Below are 23,163 nucleotides of genomic sequence, written 5' to 3' on the forward strand. Positions count from 1 at the left end.
GCATCCAGACCTTTATTAGTGATAGGGAGGACCTCCTAAGGGGAGGTCCAGTAATACAAATTACATTGTTTCATGGAATGTTCGATTGATTACATCAAGCTGCTGCTCTCTTGTCAATTTAATAAAGTTTACCGCATACCCAGATACCCTTATGGTTAATTGCGGATATTCCTCCGGGTGCTCCATGGCATCCAGCAAAGTTTCTCTATTAAATACATTTACATTCAGATGATGGCCGGATTTAATCGCATAGCCGTCAAGGATGGAAACAAGATTTCGAATACGGCTATGTTCATCTTTGCCAAGCGCTTTAGGCACAACGGAGAAGGTATTGCTAATTCCATCCAGCGCATATTCATAAGGCAATTTCGCAACAGAAGAAAGGGAAGCAAGCGTACCTTTTGTATCCCTGCCGTGCATAGGGTTGGCTCCTGGCGCAAAAGGTTCGCCTGCACGCCGTCCATCTGGCGTATTTCCTGTCTTTTTGCCATACACCACGTTAGATGTAATGGTCAGTATGGACATCGTATGCTTGGAGTTCCGGTATGTTTGATGCATGCGGAGCTTTTTCATAAACCGCTGGACAAGGTCTACAGCAATGCTGTCAACACGGTCGTCATTATTGCCGTATTTCGGGAAGTCACCTTCTGTAATGAAATCAACTGCCAATCCGTTTTCATCCCGGACCACCTTTACATTAGCGTATTTAATAGCGCTCAATGAATCCGCCGCCACACTTAGACCTGCAATTCCAGTCGCCATTGTCCTTAATATTTCGGAATCATGAAGGGCCATTTCAATTCGCTCATAGCTGTATTTGTCATGCATATAGTGAATGATATTCAATGTGTTAATATAAAGGTTTGCCAGCCAATCCATCATAAGGTCGAACTTAGCCATTACTTCTCCATAATCAAGAACTTCTGATGTGATAGGGGAATAGTCCGGACCTACCTGGATATTCAGCTTTTCATCCTTTCCGCCATTAATGCTATAAAGAAATGCTTTCGCCAGGTTTGCCCTAGCCCCGAAAAATTGCATTTGTTTGCCGATTTCCATGGCAGATACACAGCAGGCAATTCCGTAATCATCTCCGTATTCAGGAAGCATAATGTCGTCATTTTCATATTGGATGGAGCTTGTTTCTATAGACATCTTGGCACAATACTCTTTAAAGTTATCAGGCAATTTAGCAGACCAAAGCACCGTTAAATTCGGTTCCGGAGCAGGCCCCAAGTTCCTTAAAGTATGAAGGAACCGGAAAGAGCTTTTCGTTACTAGCGGACGTCCGTCAAGCGCCATGCCGCCAATTGACTCTGTTACCCATGTAGGGTCGCCGCTGAATAATTCGTTATAATCAGGTGTCCTTGCAAATTTCACGAGACGAAGCTTCATCACAAAATGGTCGACAAGTTCCTGAGCTTCCTGTTCGGTCAATACGCCCTTGTGAATATCTTTTTCTATGAATATATCAAGGAAAGTGGATACGCGCCCCAGGCTCATAGCGGCACCGTTTTGTTCTTTAATAGCTGCAAGATAGCCGAAGTATAACCATTGGAAAGCCTCAACTGCATTTCCTGCAGGCCTTGTAATATCGAATCCATAGCTTTCCGCCATCTGCTTTAGTTCCTGCAGTGCACGAATCTGTTCTGAAATTTCTTCGCGCAAACGGATATTTTCTTCATTCATTACACGGCTTGTAGTTTTTAAATCTTCTTTCTTGGCTTCTATGAGACGATCAACACCATAAAGGGCAACCCGGCGGTAATCCCCAATAATCCGTCCACGGCCGTACGCATCAGGAAGGCCAGTGATAATTCCGGCTTTGCGGGCAAGCAGCATTTCATCTGTATAGGCATCAAAAACACCCTGATTATGTGTCTTGCGATAATCCGTGAAGATTTTCTCCATTTCCTTGCTGGCTTCAAAGCCATACGCTTCACACGCTGCCACGGCCATGCGGACTCCTCCGAACGGCTGAAGTGAACGCTTAAAAGGGAGGTCCGTCTGAACACCGACTATTTTTTCTTTATGCTGGTCCAGGTAGCCTGGTCCGTGAGAAGTAATGGTAGAAACAATTTCAGTATCCATATCAAGAACTCCGCCATTTTCCCGCTCTCGTTTGGTAAGTTCCATTACCTGATTCCATAATAATGTTGTTGCTTCAGTAGGTCCTGCCAAAAATGACTCATCACCTTCGAAAGGTGAGAAATTTGTTAATATAAAATCCCTGACATCAATTTCATTTGTCCATTTACCTTTTTTAAAGCCATTCCATTGTTCCATGGAAATCCACCTCAATTTTAATTTCTAATGTAAGGCTGTATAACAGTTGCTACAACTTTACTATACATTCAATATAACAGATTATATGTGAAGTGAATCACAAACTTTGTGGCTGTATTGTGAATATTGATATAAAGGTAATTATTAGAGTATATAAACTTCTTTTAACTAACCTGTACTATAAAAATCATTAATAATTACAAACTGTTATAGGTTTATAATTATTAAGTTTCCATCATTTTAACAATGAAAACAGTCTGTATAATCAGCCAAATATGTAAATGTGGTGAATTGGTTTTAAAAAGGAAGAGAGAAACAAAAAAGCAGAGAAAAGAAAATCCTTGAATGAACGGCAACAATTACCTGTTTAATAGATTGTTATATTCTGATTAAATATTAGTATGAAAACACTATCAAAATTCTCATTCATCCTTATGTTGTCTGTCGCACTAGTCTTTGGATTCCATTACGATGCAAAAGCATCAACAGTACATACCGTCCAATCAGGGGATACCATGTGGAAAATTGCCCTGAAGTATCAAGTGGGGGTTCATGAAATCATCAATGCCAACCAGCAGATTTCAAATCCTAATTTTATCTATCCTGGCCAAAAGGTGAATATTCCTACTTTATCTAAGGCTACAGTTAGTGTTGAAGAGCAGGTCGTTCAACTCGTAAACCAGGAAAGAGCAAAATACGGATTAAAGCCTCTTAAATCAAATTGGGAGCTTGCGAGAGTGGCGAGATACAAATCTCAGGATATGATTAATAAAAGATATTTCGATCATAATTCTCCTACATACGGAAGCCCATTTGATATGATGAAAAGCTTTGGCATTACATACAGAACTGCCGGCGAAAACATTGCCGCAGGGCAAAAAACACCTCAAGAAGTTGTCAAAGCCTGGATGAACAGCGATGGCCACCGCAAAAATATCTTATCTGCCAATTACACTGAAATTGGTGTTGGATATGCACAAGGCGGCTACTACGGTCATTACTGGACTCAAATGTTTATAGGACGATAAAAAAGAAGCACCGGGATTTCGGTGCTTCTTTTCATTTTCCGCTTTAGTCAACAACTATATAAGCAATCATCGGGCCGCTGTTCTCTTTATCCGGATGTGTAAGGCAAACTAAGCGGTATACACCTTCTTTGTCAAACTGAAGGGGAACTACCGTTTCCTCGCCTTTTTTTACAATCCCTTTTATATCAGTACCCTCTATGATGTATGGGTGCTCGGTACCATTCACTCCGAGAATCTTAAGGTTGACCTTTTCATCTTTTTCAAGAAAAATGGTTCCCGGATCCCAGCGATACGCTTCAATTTCCTCCCCATCCGGCAGCTTGGACTTAAACTCCCCGGTAACCATATGAATCTCGCGGACAGTTTCATTCTCCGCCTGATTAAATACTGTCAAACTATCTGATTGTGTATAAAACCAGACCGATGCCGAGGCAATGACCATAAAAATTATGAAGAATGCAATGATGCTTCTTTTTTTCAAAACAAGAAAAGGCATGTCGTAACTCCTTCCTGAATTAGTTGTCCATATATAGATATGCAGGGAGGGGAGGGGAACTTGTCTATTTTCCATCAATTTTTCTGATTATTTCTTTACATACCTTAAAATATTATTTCATAATAGAGTTAAAAAAGGATGTGGCAGCATGTACAAGGTACTTGTGGCCAATCGGGATGAGTATGATACAAAAGGCATTGAATGGCTCTTAAAATCCTCCATGCCTGCATGGCAGGTGGAAACAGCAGAGGATGAGACTGAAATGATTGAGAAAATTGAATCATTCCAGCCCAGTCTTATGATTCTCGAACTTGATATGATCGATGAAAACAGTTACGGGACTTTTATAAAAACCATTCAGATTATACGTCCTGATGTGATAGCTCTTACAATGGAAGCCACCTTTTCACAGGCAAAAAGGGCAATAGATATGGGTGTTGCTGATTTAATTTTGAAACCTATCTCCGCCGATACTCTGCTAAAGTCAGCCAGAAAGATCCACAGACAGGCCCAGCTGGATGGGCGATTTTCTAAACAGAAACCAAAGGTAAAAACTGAAGAAGGGTACCAGTACCAGGATTTATTTTTGGAGAGCCCAGCTTTAGCTAAATTCTTTATTACGATTGGCATTAAAACAGAGAATCCAAGTGAACTTCCAAAACTATATTCTTTTCTTAAGAGCTATTCCTTTCAAAAACCAATCCGCTCGTTTATTTTGAGTGATATGGTTCTTCTTGTTACCGAACAAGCCAGCTTTGCTTGGAAAGAAGAAAGTATCCGCTTTATGAGGGACTGGCAGGAAACATCTGCCGTGCAAATTGCCATTAGTATATATACCGGTTGAGAAGGAAACAGCACAATCAGGAGTCATTATCTTGCAAACCGAAAGCTTATGGAATTAACCTTTTACGCAGGATTCAATCAAGTTATAGAGGGAAATTCCCTCCCCAAGTGGCATTCTATCGATCCTTTTTTAACACCTGACGAACAAAGCACCTGGATTGATTTTTTAAACCAATCCGATATAGAAAGTATAAAGGCGTGGTTCCATCAAGAATTTCTCATTCTGGCTGAGCCCTACCCAGATCCAGGACTAATCAGAATCAGACTGACAAGCATATTGGCCCAAATACGCAGGCATATGAAGACGTTCAGACTTTCAGGAGAAAATATTGAAAAAGAATATCTTCGTTTATTTCAGACTATCCTGTATTCTCCCTTGATTTACCGGATTATTAAAGAAATGATCCGTTTTATTTCATTTATCTTTGAAGCGATTCGATCAGATAAAAAACTGAAGCTGGACTTAGCGGACCGAATACTATTTTTCCTTGAAACGAATTACTGGGATCCAACTGTCAGCCTTGAAAAAGCTGCAGAATATGCCGCTCGTAATGCTAACTATATTAGCTCCGTACTGGCAAAAAAATGTGGAAAATCATTTCGGGAACTCCTGAATGAAACCAGAATCCGGCAATCGGCCAAGCTGCTTATTGAATCGGAAATGAGCATAAAAGAGATTGCATCTGTTTGCGGCTTCAGCAACCAGCAATATTTCAATAAAGTTTTTAGTAAAATAAAGGGCATGCCCCCGAACCAATTTAGAAAAAACATGCAGAAAGCCTCCGTGTAAACGGAAGGCTTTTTTATATGAAAATATTATAAAAACACTAATATTTATATAAAAATAACAGAATAACCAATGAAAAATCTAATAAAATTATAAATAATTAAATGTTATTATTATACTTTTCTGACATTTTTCCTTCTACAATTTATGTATAGATAATATTGGAGGGATCGATATGAAAGCGGAAACAAAAAGAGAAATTAAGAATTATCATGGCAGCGAGCTGCATGCAAAAGGATGGATCCAGGAAGCGGCACTGCGCATGCTAATGAACAATTTAGATAAAGAAGTGGCAGAAATTCCAGAAGAACTTGTCGTATATGGCGGCATTGGCAAGGCTGCACGTAATTGGGATTGCTATGATGCTATTGTCAAAACACTGCATGAGCTAGAAGATGATGAAACCCTGCTTGTCCAATCAGGTAAACCAGTTGCTGTATTCAAGTCTCATAAGGATGCACCAAAGGTATTGATCGCGAACTCAAACTTAGTACCGGCCTGGGCAAATTGGGATACATTCCACGAGCTTGATAAGAAGGGGCTTATGATGTATGGCCAAATGACGGCAGGCAGCTGGATTTACATCGGAAGCCAGGGAATTGTCCAGGGAACCTACGAAACTTTTGCCGAGCTTGGCAGACAGCACTTCTCCGGATCTTTAAAACAAACCATTACTTTAACTGCTGGTCTTGGCGGAATGGGCGGCGCCCAGCCATTGGCGGTAACGATGAATGATGGTGTCTGCATCGCCATCGATGTGGATGAGCACCGCATCAACCGCAGACTTGAAACAAAATATTTGGATACAAAGGTCCACACTATTGAAGAAGCTATTACACTGGCAAAAGAAGCAAAGCAGGAAGGCCGTCCGCTTTCTATCGGACTATTAGGAAATGCGGCTGAAATTCTGCCAAAGATGCTCGAAATGAACTTTATCCCAGATGTTCTCACAGACCAGACTTCTGCCCACGATCCATTAAATGGTTATGTTCCTGTTGGTTACACCCTTGAAGATGCTGCACTTCTACGAAAAGAAAAAGCGGCTGAATATGTGAAGAAATCCAAGGCAAGCATGGCAGTCCATGTCCAGGCGATGCTTGACATGCAGCAGAAAGGTGCAATTACGTTCGATTATGGAAACAATATCCGCCAGGTTGCCAAAGATGAAGGCATTGAAAATGCTTTTGATTTCCCTGGATTCGTACCGGCATATATCCGCCCATTGTTCTGTGAAGGTAAAGGACCTTTCCGCTGGGTAGCATTATCCGGCGATCCGGAAGATATTTATAAAACAGATGAGGTTATCCTGCGCGAGTTTGCAGATAATGAGCACCTTTGCAAATGGATTAAGATGGCTAAGGAAAAAATCCAATTCCAGGGGCTGCCATCAAGAATCTGCTGGCTTGGGTACGGAGAAAGGGCCAAATTCGGCAAAATCATCAATGATATGGTCGCCAAAGGTGAACTGAAAGCGCCAATTGTTATCGGGCGTGATCACCTTGATTCCGGTTCCGTTGCATCACCTAACCGTGAAACAGAAGGCATGAAGGACGGCAGTGATGCTGTTGCAGACTGGCCGATCCTGAATGCGCTGATCAATGCAGTCGGCGGAGCAAGCTGGGTATCCGTCCATCACGGCGGCGGAGTAGGAATGGGGTATTCTCTTCATGCCGGCATGGTTATCGTCGCAGATGGAACGAAGGAAGCAGAACAGCGCCTCGAACGCGTCCTTACATCTGACCCGGGAATGGGAATTGTCCGCCACGTCGATGCCGGCTATGACCTGGCAATCAAAACGGCTAAGGAAAAAGGCGTTAACATTCCAATGATGGAATAGCAGGTACAATCCCAAATTTAACATAATTGTGAACTATACGAATAAAACGGTGAAACTTACGAATAAGAACCAAAATTTACGAACAAATCAACAAAACCAGGAATAAAACAGCCAATTTAGCGAAGAAACAGCTGAAACTTACGAATAAACCTTACGCCAACCGAAAAATAACCTAATAAACTTCCAAAAGGAACGCTCCAATCCGTGGAAAAGCATGGATTGGAGATTCCATTTTTTAAGGAGGAACAAAAATGCACCCAAAAACTATCTTTATCAAGCATGCGAATCAGGTCATTACCCTAAAAGGAAGCTCACACCAGCCTTTGACAAGAGAAAAAATGAGCGAACTGCACATCATTGAAGATGGAGCAGTATGGATTGCGGACGGCTTAATCAAAGAAGCAGGAAAAACATCCGAGCTCGAAACTAAATACCAAAACAGACTGGCAGAAGCCGAAATCATTGATGCTTCTGGTAAAATTCTGCTGCCAGGACTTGTCGATCCGCATACGCATCTGGTCTATGCGGGCAGCCGGGAAGAAGAATTCAATATGCGCCTGAATGGTGCTACTTATATGGAAATTATGAATAATGGAGGCGGGATCCATGCCACTACATCTATGACGAGAAAAGCGTCCGAAGAGGAATTGGTTCAAGAGTGCCTGGTCCGACTTGATCGCTTTCTTAAGCATGGAGTCACAACGGTAGAAGCCAAAAGCGGCTATGGACTTGATTGGAATACAGAGCACAAACAGCTGCGTGCGGCTCAAAAGGCAGATACTCTGCACCCGATAGATGTTGTCCGTACCTTTATGGGCGCACATGCCGTTCCAGCCGAATACAAAGAGAATCCGGACGCCTTCATTGATTTGGTTATAGAAGAGATGCTGCCAATAGTGGCGGAAGAGGGGCTCGCTGAATTTAATGATATTTTCTGCGAAAGGGGCGTGTTCACTCCGGAGCAGTCCAGAAAGCTGCTGGAAGCCGGGAAGAAGCTTGGTCTGACACCAAAAATCCATGCAGATGAAATTGAACCTTATGAGGGAGCAGAGCTTGCGGCTGAAGTCGGGGCCATATCTGCAGATCACCTGCTAAGAGCTTCTGATAAAGGCATGGAGATGATGGCTGAAAAAGGAGTAATCGGCGTCCTGCTGCCTGGCACAGCTTTCTTTTTAATGGCTGAAGCCGCCAGAGGCCGAAGAATGATCGATAAAGGAGTTCCTGTAGCCCTTTCAACGGATTGCAACCCAGGCTCTTCGCCAACATGTTCCATGCCATTCATGATGAACCTAGCTTGTATGCATATGGGCTTGACTCCTGCTGAAGCGATTTCTGCGGCGACAATCAATGCAGCGCACGCGATCAACCGGGCCAATGAAATTGGCAGCATAGAAGCTGGAAAGAAGGCAGATCTCCTGCTGCTGAGTGTCCCGAACTATATGCAAATGCAATACCACTACGGCATGAACCATACAGACACTGTTATTAAAAATGGGGAGATTGTCGTTAAAGGAGGGAGCTTATGCTTCCAACGCTGAATCCTCCAGGTTTCTTTTGGCCGCGGACTGAATTAGGTACAGATGTTAAAGTCCATGAATGGATCTGCCAGCTGCAGAGTGAAAAGGAATTCAACGAAAAAAACTGGGATGCCGTTGTCTTTGGCGTTCCGCTTTCCCGATCATCCATAAGCGCCTCGGGAGCTTCCGAGTTTCCGGAGGCCTTCCGCCGTTCCTGGAAAGGGTTCTCCACTTATAACCTGGATTTTGAAAAAGATCTGCAGCAGCTGAAAGTAGCTGATCTGGGCGATGTCAAAATGCATTTTACAGACATCCCGCAATGTCATTCCAATATAAAACAAACAATTAAAGATGTCAGAAAGCAGTACCCTGATTCTTTTCCAATTGCCATCGGAGGGGATCACTCGATTACCGCAATGCTTGTAAGCGGCTTAAAAGAACTGGAACCAGAAAAAGAGATTGGGATTATCCAATTTGATACCCATCTGGATTTGCGCAGTCTTGATGACCATGGCCCTACAAATGGCACACCCATCCGCAACTTGATTCAGAATGGTGTGATAAAAGGGGAAAATGTTTTCAATATTGGACTCCATGGCTTCTTTAACGGCCAGTCTCTCATCCAATATGCCCGTGAGAACAAGGTCAATTGCATTCCCCTGAAAGAAGCAAGAAAACGAGGAATATCGGAAACGGTTAAAGAATCCCTCTCACGGTTGGAGAAAAAGGTAGACATCATATATGTCACAATCGACATGGATGTCCTCGATATTGGCTTTGCTCCTGGCGTACCAGCCTCAACACCAGGAGGGATGAGGACAGATGAACTTTTTGATGCCGTCTATTATGCCGGGCTTTCTTCCAAAACGGCTGCAATGGATATAGTTTGCCTGGATCCAACGAGGGACCATCAGGCACAGCCGACTGTAAAGGCCGGCACCTACACATTTTTAACCTTTTTAACAGCTTTAATGAATAGATAATAGGAAGGAGCAGGTTTGCTCCTTCCTATAAATTAAGGGGGAAAGAGAATGGAAAAAGAAACGATGATTAATCCATCACCTCAGCAGCCTCATGTCAGCAGTGCAAATTCCACTTCAAAAAATATCGTGAAGTTCTTTCTTTTCAGTGCAGTTGGCATTTTTATGTTTTTTATCCCCGTCACCATGAATGAGAAATCCTCCATCATGCTCGATCATATCGTTACAGCTATCCAGACCGCCTTACCTGCCATCGTCCCTTATTACGCCTTGCTTGTTATTTTGCTGGGGGCAATCTATCCTTTCTATACAAAAACGTGGAACAAAGATAAAGTGAATTCTGTATTTTCCATTTTTAAAATCATCGGTCTGGCTGTTGCCGTTATGATCGTTTTCGGGTTCGGTCCTGCATGGCTATTTGATCCAAGCATGGGACCATTCCTGTTTGAAAAGCTTGTCATCTCTGTCGGTTTACTTGTTCCGATTGGATCGGTATTCCTGGCATTGCTTGTTGGCTATGGCTTGCTTGAGTTTATCGGCGTATTGATGCAGCCTGTCATGAAGCCGATTTGGAAGACACCGGGAAGGTCTGCCATTGATGCAGTCGCATCATTTGTCGGCAGCTATTCCATTGGGCTTTTAATAACAAATCGCGTATTTAAAGAAGGAAAATATAGCATAAAGGAAGCAGCCATTATTGCGACAGGTTTTTCAACTGTATCGGCTACCTTTATGATTGTCGTTGCCAAAACACTGGGATTAATGGAAATCTGGAACACCTATTTTTGGACAACGTTGGCTGTAACCTTTATTGTTACGGCAATCACCGTCCGAATCTGGCCTCTTCGATCCATGAGCGAAAAGTATTTCGATGACCAGGAACCGCCGAAAGAATCCTTCTCGGGAAGCCGCCTTCAAGCAGCCTGGAAAGAGGCGATGGAGACGGCGGAGCATTCACCGGCACTATGGAAGAATATCAGCATTAATTTAAAAGATGGCTTTGTCATGACCATGTCCATTTTGCCATCCATTATGTCCGTTGGTTTGCTGGGATTGGTACTTGCTGAATTTACACCTGTTTTTGACTGGATTGGTTATATCTTTTATCCTTTTACTGCACTCGTGCAGCTTCCAGAGCCATTATTAGCTGCAAAAGCAAGTGCAGTTGGCATAGCGGAAATGTTCTTGCCTGCCCTTCTTGCAGCGGAAGCCGCGTTGGTTACTAAATTCGTTATCGGTGTCGTTTCAGTTTCAGCGATCATTTTTTTCTCAGCGCTTGTACCTTGCATTTTGTCAACGGATATTCCAATCTCTATTCCACAGCTGCTTGCCATCTGGGTGGAGAGAACGATTTTAACGATCTTAATTGCAGCTCCAATCGCATTTTTACTGCTTTAAAACGATAGTCCCCGCTTAAGCAGCGGGGATTTTTCGCATAGAATTTCCCTGTACAAACAAACTAGTAAAGGATATTGTAACTAGTATTTAAAGAGTCTAAGGATAAGCAGGTGATGCATTTTGTACAGGCTGTATACACATAATGACCTGGATGGGGTTGGATGCGGTATTGTTGCCAAGATTGCATTCGGAAAAGATGTGGAAATTCGCTACAATTCCGTAATGGGTCTGGACCATCAAATCGAAAGGCTTTTTGAACATGAAAAAAAGCTGAAGGATGACTTTCTTTTTATCACAGATTTATCCGTGAATGAGGAAAATACAATCAGGTTAGATGATCTTTCAAAGAGCGGCGGGAAGGTTAGATTGATCGACCATCATAAAACAGCTTTGCATTTTAATGAATACAGCTGGGGGAGAGTCAAGGTTAATTATGAAGATGGAAGGCTCACAGCAGCGACTTCCTTGCTTTATGAATATCTGCTCGAACACGAGCTTATAAAGCAATCTCAAGCTCTCGATGAATTCGTCGAACTTGTCCGCCAGTATGATACTTGGGAGTGGGACCAAAACGAAAATATTAAAGCTAAAAATCTAAATGATTTATTTTTCATGGTATCGATCGATGAATTTGAAGAAAAAATGACAGAACGGATCTTAAACGCCGAGCATTTTGATTTTGATGACTTTGAGCAGAAGCTGCTTGAGATGGAAGAAGAAAAGATTGAACGGTACGTTAGAAGGAAAAAGCGGGAAATCATCCAAACTTTCATCGGGGATTTCTGTGCAGGAATCGTTCATGCAGAATCATACCATTCTGAGCTGGGCAACGAACTGGGCAAGGACAATCCGCATTTGGATTATATTGCGATTTTAAATCTGGGCGGCAAAAAAATCAGTTTCAGGACCATTCATGACCATGTGGATGTTTCAGCCATTGCCGGCCAGTTCGGAGGAGGCGGACATGCAAAAGCATCCGGATGCTCTATGGGCAAGGAAGCTTTTCAGCTGTTCGTCAATGATATATTTCCCTTGGACCCCTTGAGGCAGGACGCATACAAGAATAGATACAACAATAAAAACTCACCGCAAGGCGTTCTGTACGAAAATAAAAAGGGAGACAAATTCTTTATTTTTGCCAAGAACGAAAATAAATGGATACTTGAAATGAATGGAAAGCCTATTCAGGAGCCCTATGATGATTTCCAGGCTGCCGAAAATTTCATTAAAAGAAAATATATGGCATGGCTTGTTCGTGATGACATTTATGTTGATTTTTTAAAGAATTTTTATATGAAAACGAAGCATTAAAACCGCCTTTCTGGCGGTTTTTCTTTTGGTTTGCCTAAAAATATACTTTTTCTGTAAAAAATATGCAAATATCATTTATAATGGAGAAAGCCACTTTATAAGGAGAGGACTTATGGAATTATTATTGGTTTTTTTCGGCATTATTTTTTTCGCTGTATTTATTAAAATCCTTTTTACCGGATCTAAAAGAGCTTCTTTCATAAAAAATGAACAGATTCCCGAAAATCTAGGCATCCAGGCAGAAAACCTGCTGCCAGTTACCCAGCGGCTTGAAAATTCGCTGCCGCACGGATATAGAGAAAATATTAAAAACCGGGTGTTAAAGGATCATCCACGGTGGGAAGATCATGAATATGATTGGGCTTTTTTCGAGCTCCAAAGATATTTTATTCTAAATAGCCTTTTAAAAACTGTTCCCATGTTCAGTGAGAAAGTGGATGAAATATGGCATGAAATGCTAATGTTTACCCGTGACTATAGTCAATTTTCACAGAATTTTTATGGAGAGTATCTGCACCATTCCCCCAATATGGACAGCACGCCCATTCCAGGGGAAAGAGCCTTTTTCGATTGGGTGTATTTAAGCCTTTTTGAAACTAGCCATAATAGCCGGAGAATTTGGGGCGGCTTTTTAAAAAACCCGATAAAAAAGGAAATCCTTGAGGACTTCAGAAGCTTGAATGAAGAGGAACTATTGGCAATGTATTTTAGAGAAAGCAGCGATTGGCTAAGCATAAAGAAGGAACTCATCACAAAATTAAAAAGTGAAATTTCAGAGGCAGATGCCATTAAGCTTGGAAATAAACCGCTTGAGTTTTCAAAACCAGGCTCCGTTTATCAATACTCATATTTGCTTCTGCCTGCAGTTTATTACTCTTTTTATGAATCGGACAGTTTCGATGAATATATGAATGAACTTCTTCCTAAAGAACTGGCAAAAGACGGTGCTTCAAGCAGCGTATCATGCTCGGGCTATGCTTGCAGCAGTCCAACTGATCATGATTCAGGCGGGGGACATGACTCCGGCGGGGGATCCAGCTGTTCAAGCTGCGGGGGAGGCTGCAGCAGTTAAAATAAGTAACCCATATCGGGTTGCTTATTTTTTTATCCTTAATTATTTAATGACATGGTTACAATATAGTAAGAGTTTTGGCTAAGATTATCAGTACTTTCAAATTCCGGCAGTAAATTTTCAATTGTGTAACAATTTATATTTATAATATCTCACTGAAATGATTCTTTGGTACAATCAAAGATGCATGATTAATGGCTCGAATTGGATGTGTATTTATGAGAAAATTGGTTCTTTCTATGCTGCTCCTTTGCTCCTTTCCAAATGCAATTGCAAATGCCGAGGAAATAGCAGAACCTGAAATTATCAGTGAAGCAGCAGTCCTTTCAGATACGGAGTCAGGGACTGTTCTGTATGAAAAAAATGCAGGGAAAAAGATGTTTCCAGCCAGCTTAACAAAGATTGCTACAGCTATTTATGCAATCGAGAACGGTGACATGAGTGAAATCGTGACCATAAGCAAAGATGCGATGGAGGTAGATGGGACAAGAGTTTACCTGGAGGAAGGGGAAGAGGTTCCCCTAAAAAAGCTGGTGCAGGGGATGCTTATCAATTCCGGCAATGATGCAGCATGGGCGATAGCCGAACACATGGATCAAAATATGGATAATTATTCAGAAAATCTAAATAGTTATCTTAAAGAGAAGGTTCACTTAAAAAACACTCACTTTGTAAATCCTCATGGTCTGCATGATGAAAATCATTATACGACAGCAGCGGACCTTGCCAAATTGACAAACTACGCACTTAAAAACCAAACCTTTAAAGAGATATTTGGAACAAAGGAATTAAAGTGGTCGGGGAAGTCATGGAAAACAACAATCTTTACACATCACAGGATGCTAAAAGGTGAGGTGCCTTTTGAGGGAGTCACAGGCGGAAAAACAGGTTTTGTAAATGAAGCTAAGCAAACTCTCGCAACTTCTGCTGAAAATGAATCAATAAAACTTACAGTGATTTTATTAAAGGCAGATTTTAAGAGGGATATATATAAGGATACAAAAAACCTGCTTAAATTTGGATTCCAAAATTATGAATCCTCAGCTCTCAGCAGCACAGAGGTTTTCCCAGCAGAGGGAAAAACCTTTACGACCGGTGGAAAAAATGTTCCGATTACCTTACCAAAAGGCTCATACAATGAGAATGTAACTTCAACAGGAAAGCTGATCATCGAGGATGATAACGGAAGGGTCATTCAAACTCTTCAGCTCATTGAAGATAATGAAGATGAAGTTGTATCAAGCCAGCTTCAGCAGGAAGAGGAACCAAAAAAAGCAACAACCGGATACTACGGAAAAATCGGTTTAACAGTATTTTTGTTTGCTGTTTTTATTCTATTATTAAGGAAAAATCTTAAAGCAAGAGCTAGAAGGAGAAGACGGGTTTAATACCCGTTTTTTTTATTGACTATGTTAAAATTCATATTTGATTTTGGCTGAATTTAGATTGGATTGGAAGGCGCTAGACTCTTGCAGACACGAATGTGCGGAGGACTGCCGGGCCCCCCGGGGTTCGCTGAGCACCTGAAGCGGAAATCAACTTAATTATTTAAAAAATTAATTGTGTGATAGTTGTGGCAGTATAGACTATATGCTGAGAAAAATTTTATACGCAGAGAAACGTGATTATGTGCAGAGAACACGCAATAAAAAAGACTAAAGTATTAAACTTTAGTCTTTGACCCTACCTTATTGCATTCTTTGCTCAACCTGGCGGCATACTTCATCTGCGGACAGGCCGCTTGCTTCAATTACAGGTGCTTTTGTAGAAGTATCCTGCATACCCATTACGTTCGAGTCTACTCCGCTTACTACACAGCATGAGCAGTTTTCTGCATCATGAGCTGATTTCATATCGACCACTTCATACCCCTTTTGTCGAAGCGCTTCAGATACATTTGTTAAGGATTGCTCAACAGCTACTCTTTTCGTCATTCTTAACACCTCCTCCGTTGATAGATTGGCTTTATTGTTCCATTTTTATTCCATGGATAAAAACACCCGAATCACGAAAAAGTAAGGAAGGAGGTGTTGAAAATGGGTAAACGCAAAAAGGATCCTTCTAAGGCGGGATTAAGCTCTCCAAATATAGAGGGGCAAGGGACTACCAATATGGAAACAGGGAGCAGAAGCGCTTCCTCCGCACGCCATAAAAAAAAGAAACAGGATTTTTAAAGAAAGGCTATGTTAAAGATTATTGTTGATTTTGGCACCCTGTTGATTGGAGTGGAAGGGACGAGACTCCAGCTGGAGGAGCGTGTCGAAGGGAGACCCCACAGGCGCGAATGCGCCGAGGAGGCTCCCGGACCGCCCGCGTTCGCTGAGTCCCTGGAGCGGAAATCAACACGCAAGTTTAACAGAGCCAAAAGAAAAAAAGCAGGAAGGCTGCACCTCCTGCTTTTTCCAATCAGTTATACATTTCCGCTACTTGCTTTTGGATCGTAGCATCTTCCAAATACTCATCATAACTCATTTGCTTATCCACGATGCCAGCAGGTGTAATTTCAATAATGCGGTTGGCGATTGTTTGAATAAACTGATGGTCATGAGAAGCAAACATTAAAGAGCCTTTAAAGTTAATTAATCCATTGTTCAGTGCTGTGATGGATTCCAAATCCAGATGGTTTGTAGGCTCATCAAGCAACAAAACATTGGCCCCGCTCAGCATCATTTTTGAAAGCATGCAGCGGACTTTTTCTCCACCTGATAACACACTTGCTTTCTTCAAAACTTCTTCTCCCGAGAATAGCATTCTTCCTAAGAAGCCCCTTAGGAAGCTTTCGCTGTCATCAGCAGGGGAGAATTGGCGCAGCCAATCAACAAGGTTCAGCTCAGAGTTTTCGAAGAACTCGGAGTTATCTTTCGGGAAGTAAGACTGAGATGTTGTCACACCCCATTTATATGTTCCTTCATCCGGTTCCATTTCGCCTGTTAAAATCTTAAACAGAGTCGTTTTAGCAAGCTCGCTTGCGCCAACTAGCGCAATTTTATCATCCTTATTCATGATAAAGCTGACGTTATTTAGGACCTTCACACCATCAATTGTTTTGCTTATGCCATCAACACGCAGCAAATCATTGCCGATTTCACGTTCTGGAGTAAAGCCGACATATGGATATTTTCTTGAAGAAGGCTTGATGTCATCCAAAGAAATCTTATCAAGCAATTTTTTACGTGAAGTCGCTTGTTTGGATTTGGATGCATTTGCACTGAAACGTGCAATAAAGCTTTGCAGTTCTTTGATTTTTTCTTCCTTTTTCTTATTGGCATCCTGTGCCATCTTTGAGGCAAGCTGGCTGGATTCATACCAGAAGTCATAGTTACCAACATAAATTTGGATTTTTCCAAAGTCAAGATCGGCAATATGGGTACAAACCTTGTTCAAGAAATGGCGGTCATGGGATACCACAATTACAGTATTTTCAAAATTGATCAGGAACTCTTCAAGCCATTGGATCGCTTTAATATCCAAGTGGTTTGTCGGCTCATCCAGCAAAAGAACATCCGGCTTGCCGAAAAGAGCTTGTGCAAGCAGTACTTTAACTTTTTCAGAACCGCTAAGATCTGCCATTTTCTTTGTATGAAGCTCTTCTTCAATTCCTAAACCTTTTAGCAAAATGGCTGCTTCAGACTCTGCTTCCCAGCCGTTCAATTCTGCAAATTCACCTTCAAGTTCAGCAGCCTTCATGCCATCTTCATCAGTAAAATCCGCTTTCATATAAATAGCATCTTTCTCCTGCATTACTTCATAAAGCCGTGCATGGCCCATAATAACAACTTTTAGGACCTCAAATTCTTCATACTCAAAATGATTCTGCTTTAAGACGGCAAGACGCTCGTCAGGACCCAGGTGAACACTCCCGGATTGTGCTTCAATTTCGCCGGAAAGAATTTTTAGGAAAGTTGATTTACCCGCACCGTTTGCACCGATCAAGCCGTAGCAATTTCCGGGTGTGAATTTAATATTAACATCTTCAAATAGCTTGCGATCACCATATCGAAGACCTACGTTACTGACTGTTATCATATTATTTTTATTCCTCCAAAATACATAATCCTAAAAATTATAACACTTCCTACGCTTAATCGCGAATTCTTCTTCATGCTATTTTACATCCAGACCTAAAAAGCAAAAATTTTCGATAATTAAAAGGAAGTAGTTTGAAAAAATTGAATATATAAGGGAGTGAAATCTTGCCAAACAGTCAGGAAGGAAGTGTATGAATTCGTGGAATCTCTTTTGCTGGAGGAATTAAAGATTGAACCATTCAGTTTTGAAATTGAGCGGGGTAAAATCAAGGAATTTGTTATGGCGATTGGAGACCAGAACCCCATTTATTATGATGTAGAATCTGCAAAAGGAATGGGCTACAGGGATGTCCCCGTTCCGCCCACATTTCCTACAGCTATTGAAATGTGGGGTGGTTTGGATTTTGAAACCCTTATCGATCTTCTTGGCCTGGATCCGCTTAAAGTGCTTCACGGCGGCCAGGAGTACCGCTACTTAGGCGAGATATATGCAGGGGATACTGTAACTGCCTTTCCTAAATTAATTTCAGCATTTAAAAAAAGAAATTTACGCTTCTTTACTATAGGCATAACTTATAAAAACAGCAACGGAGAACAGGTTCTCTATTCTGAATCAACCATTATTGAAAGAGGAGGCTTGTTAAATGACTGATTTAAAACCCCTTCAAAAACAGGAGATAACACATACCCAGTTGGTCAGGTATGCAGGAGCATCTGGTGATTTTAACCCGATCCATACAGTTGTCCCTGTCGGCGAAAAAGCCGGTTTAGGCGGAGTAATTGCCCATGGGATGCTTATTATGGGAATGGCAGGAGAAGCATTAGGGACTTGGTTTCCAAGAAAAGACTTAAGAATGTTCAAGGTTCGCTTTAGTAAAATGACCCGTCCCGGCGAAAAGCTGGCAATTGAAGGCAAAGTGATTAAAGAAACAGTGGAAGAAGGAGAGAAGAGATTGGCAGGAGAAATGTTTGTTAGAAATGAAACAGGCGAATTGAAGCTATCAGGTGAGTTTCAAGTCAAAATTTAAATATAAGGGCGGTTTTCTGGCGGTTTTCTTTGGAAGAAAATGCAGGAGTCCAATTAAGGCCCAAGGTAGCATGAAAAAAATATGCACTATGGACCGGTGCTATCCTCATTGCAGCGCTGCTTGTTGTCTTGATCGCTTCATATGCTTATATCTCCCGCTCGCTCCCCAGGACAGAGGGCGAAACAAAAATTGAATCCATATGCTCAAGTTATGGGTATCAGAGAAAAAATGGAATCCCGCACCTCCATGATATCCGAAAAAAGCTCCCTACATAATAGCTAATAGTAACTTGGATATAGAAAGAAGCTTTGCATCTGTTACAACACCACCAGAGTTTAACGGCAGCAAAACAGCCTCCGGAAACTAATGTGGCAGTTGATCCACATTGATCTTTAAGCACACCTTCCATCTAGTATTAAATGCACCTGGATTCCCCTGAAATAAACGTTAGCGGTGTCACTTTTGCCGGCATTCCGGGCATTATCCTCGGACATAATGAACAGATTGCATGGGAAGTACCCAATACTGGAACAGATGTTAAGGGTTTTTTATAGAAAGGCTGTTTTCGCAAAGTTTGTTGCTTACAAACTAGTTTTAATTACTGAGTTGATTGGAGTGGAAGGCACTTGATCCTCGAAAATGCATTCGCATTTTCATCGTGCGGTGCTTATTCGAGGAAGATTATTCAATGTCCTGCGGGAAGAGAGGGAGCGGGAGACCCCGCAGGCGTGAAACGCCGAGGAGACTCCCGTTCCTCCCCGCGGAAAGCAAGTGACTGGAGCGGAAATCAACGGGCCAGCTTTTTAGGCCAAAAACAACAATCTATACGAAAAGAGCCTATAGAAAAAGGAATCCTGACAAAAAAATGAGTTTCTATTTAAGGAAAAATGGGAAAAGGCAGAAGTAATTGATGAACCAATAAAAGTATGGCAAAGGAATAATTTACAAAGTAACAGTTACCCGCCATGGACCTGACATTTCAGATTTTGCTGCAGATAGCGGCAAGGATACCGTCCTGCCTTTGCAATGGACAGCCCTCGAACGATCAAAGGAACTCGAAGCTATTCTAAAGATGAATAAGGCTGAGGGAACTATTTCATACTCCTGCCCAGAATTTTGTGTTTGCTTCACCTGATTGTACAATCGCTTACAAAGCTAACGGCAAATTACCCATCAGAAAAAAAAGCTCAGGTCTTTTGCCAGTACCGGGACGAGCTACTGAGAATTGCAGCAGAAGGCAAGGAAAGCAAATGGATAGCAGAGAAGGGAGGATTCCTGGTGGAGAGCTGCCAAAAAGAAGATGGCACTGTAAACCATCGAAGATCGTGGAGGTTTGTGATTGATACTTCCAATAAGTATACAGCATTCCACCTGGTGGGGCCGGGCCAATCAGGCCACCCGCTGAGCCGCTGGAACCATGATCAAATGAATGACTGGGCAGAGGGAAACTATCATCAGACTAGCCTCCATGAACAGAGCAGCAAACATAAGCTGGTTTTAACACCATAAAACGCCCCCGCTAAGGCTGAGACATAGTCGAAAAATAGTTATAAAATGTTCCTAATTGTTCATAGTTTTTTCATAATTTTCATGTACAATATAACCATACAGGCAGGAAAAAGGAGTTTTATTAATGGCTAAGAAGCAGCTCGTTGATTTAGTTAACCGATTAAAGCAATCCGGTATTAAAGTAAGCTTTTCCAAGCCACGATCAAAAACTTTAATACTCATCAACCAAAACAAAAATTTATCTTCTTCTGCAAATTAGTTAAAAAAATGGCGGATCATGCATCCGCCATTTTTTTGTTTAAAACTTAAGTGGTTAATTCCGCTCCAACAGACTGGTGCTCACTCAACATTAACTTTAACATAACCCTATTTTTAGATATTAAGAGATTATAAAACCTTTATACATCTTAAATTTCCTTCATTATTTTATTAAAAACATCTTTTTTATCAAAATCTTCGCCCATAGGGAATTTCTTTATAAATTTATTATTCTCATCTAATAAATAAACAAAGGTGCTATGAACATAAAACCCATCTCCAGGATCGCGATACTGAAATTGGAACGTGTTAGCCAGCTCCTGGATTTCGTATTGATCCTGCTTTAAGTTATCCGGATCTGCTGTGAGCAAAATCCAATTACCGTCATTTTCAATGTCAAAGGTATTCATATATTTTCTGAGTACCTCTGTTGTATCCCTGTAGGGGTCAATAGTCACGGTCACGAATTGGACTTTCTCTCCAAAAACGCCTTCTTTTTCAAGATCATTTTTAAGCATGTTCATTCTCTGTGTTGTTGTAGGGCAGATATCAGGACAATGCGTATAAATAAATTCGACGAGCTTCAGTTTTTTTTCAGAATCGGCAAAATCATATACCTCATCATTAGCAGTTACCAGTGTAATATTATCAGGAATCTTTGCGGTCATGTCACGTATGATAAAAAAAGAAATGCCGGCAGCAATGCCTATGATAACAATGAGCGTGCTTATAATATAAATCTTTTTCATTATTTCCCCTCCCAATATAAAGATAAATAATATCCCACGAAAATCCTATGGATAATATGTGAACATATTTAAATAGGGGGGAATTTTATAAAAAAAGGTTGAGCCTGTTGACTTGTGTGTTTTTCCCTTGCAGGCACAAAGTAAATAGCAGGAGGTCCGGGATACTCCCGCTGCATCTTCCGGGTATCTCTTTGACATGCTCCTCCCGCTGGAAAGAACTTTAACACAGTAAATAGAATGGAAGGGATAGAAAAAGGAACCCCGCAAGGTTCCTTTTCTGTATTTGTATTATTTAATCGAATTTACTTCATTGAAATCCAAACACTCTTTACTTCTGTATAGTTATCAAGGGCGTAGGATCCCATTTCACGGCCGATGCCGGACTGCTTATATCCGCCGAATGGAGAAGCTGCATCGAACGCATTGTAGCAGTTCACCCAAACTGTTCCGGCACGAAGCTTGTTGGCTACATAGTGGGCATTTGCAACATCGCGCGTCCACACGCCAGCTGCCAATCCATATTCACTGTTATTTGCACGATTGATTAACTCATCAATATCGTCATACGGCATTGCAGAAATGACTGGTCCAAAGATTTCTTCTTTTGCGATTGTCATTTCATCACGAACATCTGCAAAGATAGTAGGGGAGACGAAGTAACCCTGCTCCTGAGGCTTGTCACCGCCCGCTACAAGCTGCGCACCTTCGCTTAAGCCTTTTTCAATATAGCCAAGAACACGGTTTTGCTGTTCAGCAGAAACTAACGGGCCAATTTCTGTGTCAGCATGAATCCCTGCACCCTGCTTGATTTTCTTGGCATGTGAAGCCATATCAGCTACTACATTATCAAACTGCTTTTTCTGAATAAATACGCGTGAACCTGCACAGCAAACCTGTCCCTGGTTAAACATTACACCGTTAAGCGCTCCTGGAATGGCTTTTGATAAATCAGCATCTGGAAGGATAATGTTAGGTGATTTTCCGCCTAGCTCAAGCGTAACACGCTTAAGTGTCTTGGAAGCATTGGACATGATCAGTTTTCCTACTTCAGTAGAACCAGTGAAAGCAATCTTGTCTACTAATGGATGGTCAACCAGCGGCTGTCCAGCTGTTTCTCCAAAGCCCGGAACGATATTTACCACTCCTGGTGGGAAACCGGCTTCTTCCATTAATTCAGCCAGATATAAAGCAGATAAAGGTGTCTGCTCTGCTGGTTTTAGAACCACTGTACATCCAGTTGCCAGGGCAGCTCCAAGCTTCCACATCGCCATAAGAAGAGGGAAATTCCAAGGAATAATTTGTCCAACAACACCTACAGCTTCATGGCGAGTATAGTTAAAGAACGGGCCGCTAACAGGAATAGTTTGGCCAACAATTTTCGTAGACCATCCAGCATAATAGCGCATGTGCTCAACAGCCAGCGGAATATCTGCATTAGAAGTTTCACGGATAGGCTTACCATTATCCAAAGTTTCAAGCTGTGCCAATTCTTCACTGTTTTCTTCCATTAAATCAGCAAGCTTATACATTAAGCGGCTCCGCTTAGAAGCGCTCATTTTTGACCATTTGCCTTCATCAAAAGCTTTACGTGCAGCCTTAACAGCCAAATCTATATCTTCCGCACCGGCTTCATAAACAGTTGCAAGAACTTCACCTGTAGCAGGATTATACGTATCGAACGTTTTCTGGGATTTGCTTTCAACAAATTCACCATTGATATATAATTTTTTCTTTCCACTTAAGAATTTTTCAACCTTTTCTTTTAAACTTACAGTTAGTTGACTCATATAATTCCTCCTTAAAATAGTAGTCTATGTATTTCTCGGTGCTAAAACTTATAGAAGAACAACTATGGTAACGCTTACATAGGTATGTTAACACTATTAAAACTATAAAATCAACTCTGAATTAAAATAATTTTCAGATAATATTCGACATTTTTCTGAATAAGCCTTAGAACAGAAAAATAGTTACAAGGAAAAAAGCATACCAGTTTCGGTATGCATCTGGAGCGAATGCACTGAGGAGGCTACCGG

General features: G+C 41.5%; 22 protein-coding genes and 1 pseudogene. 17 read left to right on the forward strand and 6 right to left on the reverse strand.

Features of this window, described 5'->3' with window-relative positions; all coding sequences use genetic code 11:
• Positions 1–60: 60 nt before the first annotated feature.
• Entirely contained in the window at positions 61–2,286 is a 2,226-nt protein-coding gene (pflB, locus tag AC3ZVC_RS17795) for a formate C-acetyltransferase (RefSeq protein WP_490064541.1), read from the reverse strand.
• 401 nt (positions 2,287–2,687) lie between these two features.
• Between pflB and safA the strand changes: the two genes are divergently transcribed.
• Positions 2,688–3,314: a SafA/ExsA family spore coat assembly protein gene (gene safA / locus AC3ZVC_RS17800; RefSeq protein ID WP_490064542.1), complete on the forward strand. Its 627-nt coding sequence runs from the start codon at positions 2,688–2,690 to the stop codon at positions 3,312–3,314.
• 43 nt (positions 3,315–3,357) lie between these two features.
• Here safA and AC3ZVC_RS17805 read toward each other — a convergent pair whose 3' ends face one another.
• Entirely contained in the window at positions 3,358–3,810 is a 453-nt protein-coding gene (locus AC3ZVC_RS17805; protein WP_490064543.1) for a cupredoxin domain-containing protein, read from the reverse strand.
• Positions 3,811–3,958: 148 nt separating this feature from the next.
• On the opposite strand from AC3ZVC_RS17805, the gene AC3ZVC_RS17810 reads away from it, so the two are divergent.
• The 9 genes from AC3ZVC_RS17810 to AC3ZVC_RS17850 all read left to right on the forward strand — a co-directional run bounded on the left by AC3ZVC_RS17810 (position 3,959) and on the right by AC3ZVC_RS17850 (position 14,943).
• The gene (locus AC3ZVC_RS17810) at positions 3,959–4,654 is read left to right on the forward strand and encodes a response regulator (RefSeq protein ID WP_490064544.1); all 696 of its coding nucleotides are present in this window, start codon (positions 3,959–3,961) and stop codon (positions 4,652–4,654) included.
• A 48-nt stretch (positions 4,655–4,702) separates the two neighbouring features.
• Positions 4,703–5,443: a helix-turn-helix domain-containing protein gene (locus AC3ZVC_RS17815; RefSeq protein WP_490064545.1), complete on the forward strand. Its 741-nt coding sequence runs from the start codon at positions 4,703–4,705 to the stop codon at positions 5,441–5,443.
• 172 nt (positions 5,444–5,615) lie between these two features.
• On the forward strand, positions 5,616–7,277 hold the full coding sequence (gene hutU / locus AC3ZVC_RS17820; RefSeq protein ID WP_490064546.1) for a urocanate hydratase: 1,662 nt from the start codon (positions 5,616–5,618) through the stop codon (positions 7,275–7,277).
• A 251-nt stretch (positions 7,278–7,528) separates the two neighbouring features.
• On the forward strand, positions 7,529–8,815 hold the full coding sequence (gene hutI, locus AC3ZVC_RS17825) for an imidazolonepropionase (protein ID WP_490064547.1): 1,287 nt from the start codon (positions 7,529–7,531) through the stop codon (positions 8,813–8,815).
• On the forward strand, positions 8,800–9,777 hold the full coding sequence (locus AC3ZVC_RS17830; protein ID WP_490064548.1) for an agmatinase family protein: 978 nt from the start codon (positions 8,800–8,802) through the stop codon (positions 9,775–9,777). The genes hutI and AC3ZVC_RS17830 overlap by 16 nt, the downstream gene beginning before the upstream one ends.
• Before the next feature lie 48 nt (positions 9,778–9,825).
• Positions 9,826–11,172, forward strand: a complete 1,347-nt coding sequence (locus AC3ZVC_RS17835; protein WP_490064549.1) for a YjiH family protein — start codon at positions 9,826–9,828, stop codon at positions 11,170–11,172.
• A 120-nt stretch (positions 11,173–11,292) separates the two neighbouring features.
• Positions 11,293–12,483, forward strand: a complete 1,191-nt coding sequence (locus AC3ZVC_RS17840; protein ID WP_490064550.1) for a DHH family phosphoesterase — start codon at positions 11,293–11,295, stop codon at positions 12,481–12,483.
• A 112-nt stretch (positions 12,484–12,595) separates the two neighbouring features.
• Positions 12,596–13,555, forward strand: coding sequence for a glycine-rich domain-containing protein (locus tag AC3ZVC_RS17845; protein ID WP_490064551.1), 960 nt, complete (start codon positions 12,596–12,598; stop codon positions 13,553–13,555).
• Positions 13,556–13,773: 218 nt separating this feature from the next.
• Positions 13,774–14,943, forward strand: coding sequence for a D-alanyl-D-alanine carboxypeptidase family protein (locus AC3ZVC_RS17850; protein WP_490064552.1), 1,170 nt, complete (start codon positions 13,774–13,776; stop codon positions 14,941–14,943).
• 300 nt (positions 14,944–15,243) lie between these two features.
• Here the strand turns inward: AC3ZVC_RS17850 and AC3ZVC_RS17855 are convergent, their stop codons facing one another.
• The gene (locus AC3ZVC_RS17855) at positions 15,244–15,489 is read right to left on the reverse strand and encodes a YkuS family protein (protein ID WP_214726654.1); all 246 of its coding nucleotides are present in this window, start codon (positions 15,487–15,489) and stop codon (positions 15,244–15,246) included.
• Between the two features lie 102 nt (positions 15,490–15,591).
• On the opposite strand from AC3ZVC_RS17855, the gene AC3ZVC_RS17860 reads away from it, so the two are divergent.
• Positions 15,592–15,729 (forward strand): YuzL family protein, encoded by a 138-nt coding sequence (locus tag AC3ZVC_RS17860; protein WP_490064553.1) that lies wholly within the window; start codon positions 15,592–15,594, stop codon positions 15,727–15,729.
• Between the two features lie 232 nt (positions 15,730–15,961).
• Here AC3ZVC_RS17860 and AC3ZVC_RS17865 read toward each other — a convergent pair whose 3' ends face one another.
• Positions 15,962–17,581 carry an ABC-F family ATP-binding cassette domain-containing protein gene (locus tag AC3ZVC_RS17865; protein WP_490064554.1) on the reverse strand — a complete coding sequence of 540 codons (1,620 nt, stop codon included), beginning with the start codon at positions 17,579–17,581 and terminating at the stop codon, positions 15,962–15,964.
• Positions 17,582–17,782: 201 nt separating this feature from the next.
• Between AC3ZVC_RS17865 and AC3ZVC_RS17870 the strand changes: the two genes are divergently transcribed.
• From AC3ZVC_RS17870 to AC3ZVC_RS17895, 6 genes and pseudogenes are all read left to right on the forward strand, one after another.
• Positions 17,783–18,235 (forward strand): FAS1-like dehydratase domain-containing protein, encoded by a 453-nt coding sequence (locus AC3ZVC_RS17870; protein WP_490064555.1) that lies wholly within the window; start codon positions 17,783–17,785, stop codon positions 18,233–18,235.
• Positions 18,228–18,611: a MaoC/PaaZ C-terminal domain-containing protein gene (locus AC3ZVC_RS17875; RefSeq protein ID WP_490064556.1), complete on the forward strand. Its 384-nt coding sequence runs from the start codon at positions 18,228–18,230 to the stop codon at positions 18,609–18,611. Before AC3ZVC_RS17870 ends, AC3ZVC_RS17875 begins: the two co-directional genes overlap by 8 nt.
• Positions 18,612–19,030: 419 nt before the next feature.
• Complete coding sequence (locus AC3ZVC_RS17880; protein WP_490064557.1) at positions 19,031–19,165, forward strand: penicillin acylase family protein; 135 nt, start codon at positions 19,031–19,033, stop codon at positions 19,163–19,165.
• 290 nt (positions 19,166–19,455) lie between these two features.
• Positions 19,456–19,906, forward strand: a pseudogene (locus tag AC3ZVC_RS17885) (penicillin acylase family protein); the annotation flags it as partial.
• A complete protein-coding gene (locus AC3ZVC_RS17890; protein ID WP_490064558.1) occupies positions 19,890–20,120 on the forward strand; it encodes a penicillin acylase family protein in 231 nt (76 codons plus the stop codon). The pseudogene AC3ZVC_RS17885 and the gene AC3ZVC_RS17890, both read left to right, overlap by 17 nt.
• Positions 20,121–20,244: 124 nt before the next feature.
• Positions 20,245–20,379, forward strand: a complete 135-nt coding sequence (locus AC3ZVC_RS17895; protein WP_285289079.1) for a hypothetical protein — start codon at positions 20,245–20,247, stop codon at positions 20,377–20,379.
• A 148-nt stretch (positions 20,380–20,527) separates the two neighbouring features.
• Here AC3ZVC_RS17895 and AC3ZVC_RS17900 read toward each other — a convergent pair whose 3' ends face one another.
• Together AC3ZVC_RS17900 and AC3ZVC_RS17905 are read right to left on the reverse strand one after the other, a co-directional pair.
• The gene (locus AC3ZVC_RS17900) at positions 20,528–21,127 is read right to left on the reverse strand and encodes an SCO family protein (RefSeq protein WP_490064560.1); all 600 of its coding nucleotides are present in this window, start codon (positions 21,125–21,127) and stop codon (positions 20,528–20,530) included.
• Between the two features lie 302 nt (positions 21,128–21,429).
• Entirely contained in the window at positions 21,430–22,914 is a 1,485-nt protein-coding gene (locus tag AC3ZVC_RS17905) for an aldehyde dehydrogenase family protein (protein ID WP_490064561.1), read from the reverse strand.
• Between the last annotated feature and the right edge of the window lie 249 nt (positions 22,915–23,163).

It is taken from the genome of Cytobacillus sp. C11.1, assembly GCF_058145115.1.